Below are 9064 nucleotides of genomic sequence, written 5' to 3'. Positions count from 1 at the left end.
GTGGGTGTCCTTGATCACGTGGGGTCAGTTGTCGGCCAGCATGCGGCCGACGTAGCGGGCGACGGCGCCGACGGCGGCCATCGTTGCGGGATAGTCCATGCGGGTCGGCCCGACGGTGCCGAGGGTGGCGAGCGCCTGGTCATCAAGACCGTACGCCGATGAGACGACGGCCGTGCTCGACAGGCTCTCGTGGCCGGTCTCGGTGCCGATGCGGACCGTCAGGCCGCCGGTCGCCTCGCCGAGCAGCTTGAGCAGCACGACCTGCTCCTCGATCGCCTCGAGAACCGGCTTGATCGCGGTGTCGAAGTCGCTGCCGAAGCGCACGAGGTTGGCCGTGCCGCCGACCGCGATGCGCTCATCGGAGCGTTCGTTGGTGAACGTCTGCGACAACGTCGTGACGATCGAGGTGACGATCGGGCGGTCGTTGGGCGCGAACGTCTCGATCATGTCGGCGAGCCGGAGCGAGGCCTCAGGGAGCCGCTGCCCGACCGTGGCCTGGGTGATCCTCGACCGGATGTCGCCGATCAGCTGGTCGGTCGGCGTCTGGATGAGCTCGATGATGCGTTGCTCCACCCGGCCGCTGCTCGTGATGACCACGAGCAGCACGCGGGCGCCCTCGAGCGCGACGACCTCGATGTGGCGGACCGTCGAGCGGGTCAGCGAGGGATACTGCACGATCGCGACCTGGTTGGTGAGCTGGGCCAGCACGCGTACGGAACGCTGCACGACGTCGTCGACGTCGACGGCTCCGGTCAGGAACGTCTCGATCGCCCGGCGCTCGGCCGGTGACAGGGCCTTGACCGTGGCGAGCCGGTCGACGAACATCCGGTAGCCCTTGTCGGTCGGGATGCGGCCGGCGCTCGTGTGCGGCTGCATGATGTAGCCCTCGTCCTCGAGCGCCGCCATGTCATTGCGGATCGTCGCGGGCGAGACGCCGAGCTGGTGACGGTCCAACAGTGAGCGGGAGCCGACCGGCTCCTGCGTGGCGACGTAGTCCTCGACGATGGCTCGCAGCACGTCGAGGCGGCGATCGTCAGACATACAATCCCCTCTCCGCGAGCCTGCTGGCACTCTCCCTGGTCAAGTGCCAGTCTAGCGATGTGCGGGGAATCCAGACGAATGACGACGGCTCGATCGTGGTCGAAGGCGCCGAGCGATCCCTCACCTACACGCCGCGGCTCATCACGCTCGACGACGGCACGACCATCGCCCACGAGTCCCAGGGCGGCGAGCTGTCGTCGGTATGGGCGCTCGATCTGGGCGGCGACTGGTTCGTCGAGGTGGCTCACCTCGGCGACGGGCCGGTGGGCGGCGAGCTCGTCATGACCGTGACCCACATCGGTCTCGACGAGACGCTCCGTCACGTCGCGATCGGCGACCTGTGGGCCGCTGACCTGCCTTCCGACGTCCCGCCGAGCTGGCCCGTCGCGGTCGACCTCGCGCTGGGCCTGATGGAGGGCCAGGTCCACATCCTCGGCGGCGACATCACCAAGGACGATGTCGAGACGCTGCACCAACGACTCCTGGGGGCACTGCATGGTTGACCGTTACGGCACTGACGTCCTGTCGAGCGACTGGCGCAAGCCGCCACGCGGTCGCACGGTCGACGTCGTCGTCGAGCACGGCATGGTCGTCGAGGACGCCACGACCGGCTTCTGCGGCGAGGTCATGATCGTCGAGAAGGACCTCGGCATGATGATCCTCGAGGATCGACGGCTCGTGCGCCGGTCCTTCCCGTTCGGGCCCGGCTTCCTCCTCGACGGCAAGCCGGTCAACCTCCGGCCCCCGTCGGCCGCGACCAAGGCGACCTCCGGGCGTACGGCATCGGGCTCGCGTGCCGTCGCCGGCGCCAGGGCCCGCGTCGCGCTGCCGAGCCGCATCTACGTCGAGGGGCGTCATGACGCCGAGCTCGTCGAGAAGGTGTGGGGCGACGACCTGCGCATCGAGGGCGTGGCGGTCGAGTACCTCGGCGGCATCGACGACCTGTCCTCGATCGTCGACGAGTTCTCCCCCGGCCCGGACCGACGACTCGGCGTGCTGGTCGACCACCTCGTCGCGGGGTCCAAGGAGACGCGCATCGCACAACAGGTCTCCGGTCGCCCGCACGTGCTCGTCGTCGGCCATCCGTACGTCGACGTGTGGCAGTCGGTCAAGGCCGACCGCCTCGGCATGGCCGCCTGGCCCGTCATCCCCCGCGGGACGGACTGGAAGCACGGCATCTGCGAGGCGATGGGCTGGCCGCACCGCGACCAGGCCGACATCGCCCGGGCGTGGAAGCACATCCTCAGCAGGGTCGACTCCTACGCCGACCTCGAGCCGGAGTTCCTCGGCCGGGTCGAGGAGCTCATCGACTTCGTCACCGCACCCTGAGATACACCGTCCGGCTGCTTGCGGTGAACGCGACCGAACCGCGGTAGCGCACGGTGATCGTCCACCGGCCCTTGCGCTGGCGTGGCAGGGTGACTGTCCGCCGGGTCCCGCTGGTCATCGTGAACCGCTTCAGCAGGGTCGACCCACGCCTGATCTCGACGGTCCCGCTCGCCCGCGTCGGCGCGAGGCTGACCCGCAACCTCGGGTTCTGGGTGCGGCTGATGGACGAGTCGACGAACGACGCATACGTCGTCGATCTCGACCGGATCGTCACGTTCCGCTGGCCGAGCAGCACGTCCCGGCCGGCCGTGCCGGGGGCGTTCAGGGCGTACAGGTACATCGTCGTCGCGCCTCGCGTGCCGACGTAGTTCGTCCGGTGGAATCGGAACCACTCGCTCTGGAACGTGAACGTCTCGGCGCCAGGAGTGCCGCGCGGTCCGCCGAGGCTCACCAGGTAGGTCCGGTTGTTGTCCTGCGCATCCGGGTCCATGGCCGAGCCCCAGAAGTCGAGCTTGCCCGCGTCCGGCGAGGTCACCGAGGTGAACTCACCCGCGGGCGATCCGTCGGACTCCGGGTAGTGGATGAATCCGGACGGCCAGGTGCCGTCCAGCCGCGTCATCAGGCGCCAGCGGAAGTCGCCGTTGAGATTGTCCTCCGAGACCAGGACGACGCCGCCGAGCAGCACCGCCTCGACATACGCGACATGCCCCGACGTCGCGGAGGCGCCACCGACGCCGGCGCCCCACCACGCGACGGAGCCGACGGTCGGGACGTCGTCGACCGGGATGCCGGCCTGCCGCGCCGCCGGCCCCCACGTCAGCGCGCTGTTGGTGCCCGGTGGCCGAGCGACGAGCCGGCCATGGGTCAGGCGGTATGCCACGTAGTTGGTGCAGTTGTGGCCCGCAGTCATGTTCCAGAACGACTGCTGGAAGACGGTGCCGTAACCGCCATCGGCACGTCCGAGCGTGATGCACCCCGTGAAGCCGGTGCACAGCACGTTGATCGTCAGTGCCTGGGCCGGTACGGCCCACATCATCATGACCAGCGCGACGACAGCTCCCAGCAGTCGCACCGGCCCACGCGCGTGGCGCATGGCTCCCTCGCCGTTTCTCCCCCGAGCTCCCAGGGTCCACTCCCATAGACCCACTCCCAGTTCGGAGCGTAAGCAGTAACCTCGCGTTACTTCAGCCGAATGCGACTATTCGACGAGCTCGCGTACGACGGCGTCGGCCAGGAGCCGCCCGGACCGGGTCAGGACGAGGCGCTCGCCCTCGCGCGTCGCCAGCCCGCGCGACACGACGCCGGGGACCGCCGCGCGGGCGTGCGGCGCGAGGGAGTCGAGCGCCAGGCCCGTGCGCAGCCGGGTCTCCAGCATGACCCGCTCCATCCGTGCCGTGGCGGCGTCGATCGTCTCCCCGTCGTGCCGGGGCGAGTCACCGGCCAGGAGCCGCCCGGCATACGCCGCCGGGTGCTTGACGTTCCACCAGCGCTCCCCGCCGACGTGCGAATGAGCGCCCGGTCCGATGCCCAGCCAGTTGTCGCTCCGCCAGTAGAGGACGTTGTGCCGGCACTGCGCCGCGTCGTCGCGCGCCCAGTTGGACAGCTCGTACCAGCCCAGGCCGGCCGCGGAGAACAGCTCGTCGGCAAGCACGTACTTGTCGGCGGTCTCGTCGTCGTCGGGCATGACCACCTCGCCGCGCCTGACCTTGCGGGCGAACGCCGTGCCGTCCTCGACGATCAGGGCGTAGGCGCTGATGTGGTCGGGCTCGAGGGCGATCGCCTGGTCGATGCTCGCCCGCCAGTCGTCCATCGACTCGCCCGGCGTGCCGTAGATCAGGTCGACGCTGAGCTGCTCGAACCCGGCTTCGCGCGCCCACCTGACGGCCTGGGGCACGCCCGCCGGGTCATGCGTACGCTCGAGGGTCGCCAGCACATGGGGCACGGCGGACTGCACGCCGTACGAGATGCGGGTGAACCCGCCTTCGCGCAGCGTGGCGAGCGACTCCGGCGTGACGCTGTCGGGGTTGGCCTCGGTCGTGACCTCCACCCCGCGGGCGAAGCCGAACGTGCGGCGGATCGCCTCGAGGATGCGTACGAGGTCGGCCGAGGGCAGCTGCGTCGGCGTGCCGCCGCCGAAGAACACCGTCTCGACCGGTGGCGCGCCCACGAGCTCGCGGCCGGCCCGCTCGATCTCGAGGATCGCGGTGTCGGCGTACGACGCGCGGGTGGCGCCCTCGCCCAGCTCGTCGGCCGTGTAGGTGTTGAAGTCGCAGTAGCCGCAGCGCACCGAGCAGAACGGCACGTGCACGTACACCCCGAACGGCCGCTGTGCATCAAGCACGAGAGCCCGTCCGTCCAGCTGGACGACCGGGCTCTCGCGAAGGTTCACCGCCTAAGCGTAGAAGGCGTCGAGGATGTCCTTGTTGTTGGCTTCGACGACGTTGCGCTTGACCTTCATGCTGGGCGTGATCTCGCCGTTCTCGATGCTGAGGTCGTGGTCGAGGATCGCGAACTTCTTGATCGTCTCCCAGCGGTTGAGCTTGGAGTTGAGCTCGTCGATCTGGCTCTGGATCAGCTCGTGCATCTCCGGCGACGCGACGACCTCGGCGTACGACTTGCCAGCCATGCCGTGGTTGGCGGCCCACTCGGCGACGCCGTCGGGATCCAGCGTGATCAGGGCCGAGCAGAAGTTGCGCTCGTTGCCGTGCACCACGATCTGGCTCGTCAAGGCGCTGATGCCCTTGAACATGCCCTCGATGTGCGGCGGGGCGACGTACTTGCCGCCGGACGTCTTGAACAGCTCCTTCTTGCGACCCGTGATGAACAGGAAGCCGTCCTCGTCGATGCGGCCCTCGTCGCCGGTGTGCAGCCAGCCTTCGGAGGTCAGCGACGAGGCGCTCTCGGCGTCGAGGTTGTGATAGCCCTGCATGATGTGCGGGCCCTTGATCAGGACCTCACCGTCCTCGGCGATCCGGGCCTGGCTGCCGGGGAACGGCGTGCCGACCGAGCCGAGCTTGAAGTTGCCCGGCTGGTTGACGAAGGCACCCGCCGAGGTCTCGGTCAGGCCGTAGCCCTCGAGGATCAGGACGCCGGCGGCGTGGAACCACTCCGCGATCTCGGGCGACAGCGCCGCTGCACCGGAGATGAAGAATCGCACCCGGCCGCCGAAGCGCTCGCGCACCTTCGAGAAGACCAGCTTGTCGGCCACGGCGAACTTCGCCTTGAGGACCGGCGAGATGGCCTTGCCGGAGCGCACGGCGCGTGAGTGCTCGATGCCGACGCTCTCGGCCCACCTGAAGATCTTGAGCTTGACGCCGCCCTCGGCCTCGGCCATGCCGACGATGCGGCCGTACGCCTTCTCGAAGATGCGCGGCGCGGCGCCCATGAACGTCGGCTTGATGACGGCCAGGTTGTCGACGATCTTGGGGACGCGTCCGTCGATCGCCGTCGGGAACCCGACCGCGATCTGCGTCGACAGCAAGACCTTGCCGAACGAGTGCGCCATCGGCAGCCACAGGAACTGCAGGTCGTCCTCGCTGAGGAAGCCGCCGGCGAGGATGACCGCGCCTTCGTACGTCCAGCCGTCGTGGCTCAGGCGTACGCCCTTGGGCCGCCCGGTCGTGCCAGACGTGTAGATCAGGGTCGCGAGCGAGCTGGGCTTGGTCCCGGCCACCCGGTCGGCCACGATCGTGGGGTGCTGCTCGAGGTAGGCCTCGCCCAGCTTTTCGAGGTCGTCGAAGCCGATGACCCAGTCACCGTCGGTCGTGCCCTCGAACACCACGACCTTGACGATCGACGGCAGCTCGGAGTGCTTCTCGCGGAGCTTGGCGACCTGCTCGTCGTCCTCGGCGAAGACGATCCGGCTGTCGGAGTCGGCGAGGATGTAGGCGACGTCATCGGACATCGTCGACGGGTAGACGGTCGTCGTCGCCGCGCCTGCCGCGACGATGGCCAGGTCGGCGAGGATCCACTCCAGGCGCGTGCCGGAGGCGATCGCCACCCGCTCCTCGGGCTGGATGCCGAGCGAGATCAGGCCGGCCGCAAGCCGGGTCACCCGGTCGCCGGTCTCGGACCAGGTCAGCGAGTGCCAGTTCTCGTCCTCGTCGGGATAGCGATAGGCCTCGCGGGGGCCGGACTGCTCGACCCGGGAGAAGAATGCGGCACCCATGCTGGGGGCCCGGTCATTGACGATCGCAAGCTGCTCTGGGGTGGAAACGGTGACGGTCATGAAAGGTCCTCTGGGCGCTACGTACGGATGTGGGGGTCCCCCCACGAGCTCTGCGAGTAGGGGGAATGGGCTGTGGTGCGGATCACCCTAACTTACCCCCGAGTCACGTCGCTGTGTTGTTGCTGCGCGCACCCAAACGGCGCGCCAAGAAAGACTCCAGGCGTGGCTCCTCGGCCAGCCGCGGGATGAGGTGCCGCTCGGTCGTCAGGGCACGGAACAGCAGGTCAACCGTCACATCGTGGTCCCGCCGCTCGACGATCTCGATGGGGTCGCCGGCACTGACGGTGCCGGTCTCGATCACCCGGAGGTAGGCGCCGGGCCGGCCCTCCAGGGTGAACCGCTTGACCCACTGCTGCTCGCCCAGGAAGCCCTGGAACACCGAGCACGGGATCCGCACGCCGGAGATCTCCAGCAACGTCCCGCCGATGCGCCACCGGTCCCCCGCCCTGGCCGCGTTGAGGTCGATCCCCTGCGTCGTCAGGTTCTCGCCGAACTGGCCGGCCCGGAGCTCGCGGCCCAGGATGCGCTCCCACACCTCGAGGTCCTCCCGGGCGTACGCGTAGACGGCCTGGTCCGGGCCGCCGTGGTGCTGCAGGTCGGCGATCTCGTCGTGGCCGACGCCGTGCTCGTGGATCTGCACCGGGCCGTCGACCGGCCGCTTGTCGATCGCCGTCCGCTTGAGCTGACCCCACGGCACGTCGATGGTGCGGCCGACATTGACGGACACCACGAAGGACATGGGCCAGAGGTTATCGAATCGTGGAGAGCGCGAGTCCGGCTACTTGATGGGGTCGCCGGTGGACAGAGCAGCGATGAAGGCCTCTTGTGGCACTTCCACACGACCCACCATCTTCATCCGCTTCTTGCCCTCCTTCTGCTTCTCGAGCAGCTTGCGCTTGCGGGAGATGTCGCCGCCGTAGCACTTGGCGAGCACGTCCTTGCGGATCGCGCGGATGTTCTCGCGGGCGATGACCCGGGCGCCGATCGCGGCCTGGATCGGCACCTCGAACTGCTGGCGCGGGATGAGCTCCTTGAGCTTCGAGGCCAGCGAGACGCCGTAGGCATACGCGTTGTCGCGGTGGACGATCGCACTGAAGGCGTCGACGACCTCACCCTGCAGCAGCACGTCGACCTTGACCAGGTCGGAGGCCTGCTCGCCGGTGGGCTCGTAGTCGAGGGATGCGTAGCCCTTGGTACGGCTCTTGAGCGCATCGAAGAAGTCGAACATGATCTCGCCCATCGGCAGCGTGTACTTGATCTCGACGCGGTCCTCGGAGAGGTAGTCCATGCCGATCAGCTGCCCACGACGTGCCTGGCACAGCTCCATGATCGTGCCGATGTAGTCGGTCGGGCTCAGCACCGTGGCGCGGACGACCGGCTCGTAGACCTTGTCGATCTTGCCGTCGGGATACTCCGACGGGTTGGTGACCACGTGCTCGCTGCCGTCTTCCATGTCGACGCGGTAGACGACGTTGGGCGCGGTCGAGATGAGCTCGAGGTTGAACTCGCGCTCGAGCCGCTCGCGGACGATCTCGAGGTGCAGGAGTCCCAGGAAGCCGATGCGGAACCCGAACCCGAGCGCGCCTGACGACTCCGGCTCGTAGACGAGGGCCGCGTCGTTGAGCTGCAGCTTCTCGAGCGCGTCGCGCAGCGTCGGGTAGTCGTCGCCGTCCATCGGGTAGAGGCCGGCGAACACCATGGGGTTGGGGTTCTTGTAGCCGCCGAGCGGCTCGGTCGCGCCGCGGATGTTGGAGGTCACGGTGTCGCCGACTCGCGACTGACGGACCTCCTTGACGCCGGTGATGAGGTAGCCGACCTCGCCGACGCCGATCTCCTTTGCCTTGACCGGCTCGGGTGAGATCACGCCGACCTCGAGCATCTCGTGCACGGCTCCGGTCGACATCATCTTGATGCGGTCACGGTGCGAGAGCTTGCCGTCGACCACACGGACGTACGTCACGACGCCCCGGTAGGTGTCGTAGACCGAGTCGAAGATCAGCGCACGCGGCGGTGCGTCGGGATCGCCCTTGGGCGGCGGAACCTCGTCGACGATCAGGTTGAGCAGCTCCTCGACGCCCTGACCGGTCTTGGCCGAGACACGGAGCACGTCATCCGGGTTGCCGCCGATGATGCCGGCGATCTCCGCGGCGTACTTCTCGGGCTGCGCGCCGGGCAGGTCGATCTTGTTGAGGACCGGGATGATGTCGAGGTCGGCGTCGATCGCCAGGTAGAGGTTGGCGAGGGTCTGCGCCTCGATGCCCTGTGCGGCGTCGACCAGCAGGATCGCGCCTTCGCACGCCTCGAGGCTGCGGCTGACCTCGTACGTGAAGTCGACGTGGCCGGGGGTGTCGATCATGTTGAGGATGTAGACCGTGCCGGCGTCGTCACCGCTCGTCTTGGTGAACGGCATGCGCACGGCCTGGCTCTTGATCGTGATGCCGCGCTCGCGCTCGATGTCCATGCGGT

The 9064-nt window shown here is 68.4% G+C and carries 8 protein-coding genes; 2 read left to right on the top strand and 6 right to left on the bottom strand.

What is annotated here, in order from left to right:
- Positions 1 to 24: 24 nt before the first annotated feature.
- Entirely contained in the window at positions 25 to 1041 is a 1017-nt protein-coding gene (gene hrcA / locus V6M46_RS17105; protein WP_332667288.1) for a heat-inducible transcriptional repressor HrcA, read from the bottom strand.
- 59 nt (positions 1042 to 1100) lie between these two features.
- Between hrcA and V6M46_RS17100 the strand changes: the two genes are divergently transcribed.
- Positions 1101 to 1544 carry a hypothetical protein gene (locus tag V6M46_RS17100; protein ID WP_332667287.1) on the top strand — a complete coding sequence of 148 codons (444 nt, stop codon included), beginning with the start codon at positions 1101 to 1103 and terminating at the stop codon, positions 1542 to 1544.
- Positions 1537 to 2370, top strand: coding sequence for a DUF3097 domain-containing protein (locus tag V6M46_RS17095; RefSeq protein ID WP_332667285.1), 834 nt, complete (start codon positions 1537 to 1539; stop codon positions 2368 to 2370). Before V6M46_RS17100 ends, V6M46_RS17095 begins: the two co-directional genes overlap by 8 nt.
- Here the strand turns inward: V6M46_RS17095 and V6M46_RS17090 are convergent.
- The 5 genes from V6M46_RS17090 to lepA form a co-directional block, all read right to left on the bottom strand.
- Positions 2357 to 3463, bottom strand: coding sequence for a CHAP domain-containing protein (locus V6M46_RS17090; protein ID WP_332667283.1), 1107 nt, complete (start codon positions 3461 to 3463; stop codon positions 2357 to 2359). The genes V6M46_RS17095 and V6M46_RS17090 overlap by 14 nt on opposite strands.
- A 105-nt stretch (positions 3464 to 3568) precedes the next feature.
- The gene (gene hemW / locus V6M46_RS17085; protein WP_332667281.1) at positions 3569 to 4759 is read right to left on the bottom strand and encodes a radical SAM family heme chaperone HemW; all 1191 of its coding nucleotides are present in this window, start codon (positions 4757 to 4759) and stop codon (positions 3569 to 3571) included.
- Between the two features lie 3 nt (positions 4760 to 4762).
- A complete protein-coding gene (locus V6M46_RS17080) occupies positions 4763 to 6598 on the bottom strand; it encodes an AMP-dependent synthetase/ligase (RefSeq protein WP_332667279.1) in 1836 nt (611 codons plus the stop codon).
- A gap of 103 nt (positions 6599 to 6701) precedes the next feature.
- Positions 6702 to 7337 carry an MOSC domain-containing protein gene (locus V6M46_RS17075; RefSeq protein ID WP_332667277.1) on the bottom strand — a complete coding sequence of 212 codons (636 nt, stop codon included), beginning with the start codon at positions 7335 to 7337 and terminating at the stop codon, positions 6702 to 6704.
- A 39-nt stretch (positions 7338 to 7376) separates the two neighbouring features.
- Positions 7377 to 9064 (bottom strand): translation elongation factor 4 (gene lepA / locus V6M46_RS17070; protein ID WP_332667276.1); only part of this gene is annotated, 1688 nt, incomplete at its 5' end.

This window comes from Aeromicrobium sp., from assembly GCF_036676885.1.
Lineage (GTDB): Bacteria > Actinomycetota > Actinomycetes > Propionibacteriales > Nocardioidaceae > Aeromicrobium.
The sequence above is the reverse complement of the archived record's forward strand: the minus strand, read 5'-3'. Positions and strand labels throughout refer to the sequence as shown.

Coding starts and splice junctions, on each gene's coding strand:
- V6M46_RS17090 (WP_332667283.1), bottom strand. CDS start 3,463: ATGCGCCACGCGCGTGGGCCGGTGCGACTGCTGGGAGCTGTCGTCGCG.
- V6M46_RS17075 (WP_332667277.1), bottom strand. CDS start 7,337: ATGTCCTTCGTGGTGTCCGTCAATGTCGGCCGCACCATCGACGTGCCG.
- V6M46_RS17095 (WP_332667285.1), top strand. CDS start 1,537: ATGGTTGACCGTTACGGCACTGACGTCCTGTCGAGCGACTGGCGCAAG.
- V6M46_RS17080 (WP_332667279.1), bottom strand. CDS start 6,598: ATGACCGTCACCGTTTCCACCCCAGAGCAGCTTGCGATCGTCAATGAC.
- hrcA (WP_332667288.1), bottom strand. CDS start 1,041: ATGTCTGACGATCGCCGCCTCGACGTGCTGCGAGCCATCGTCGAGGAC.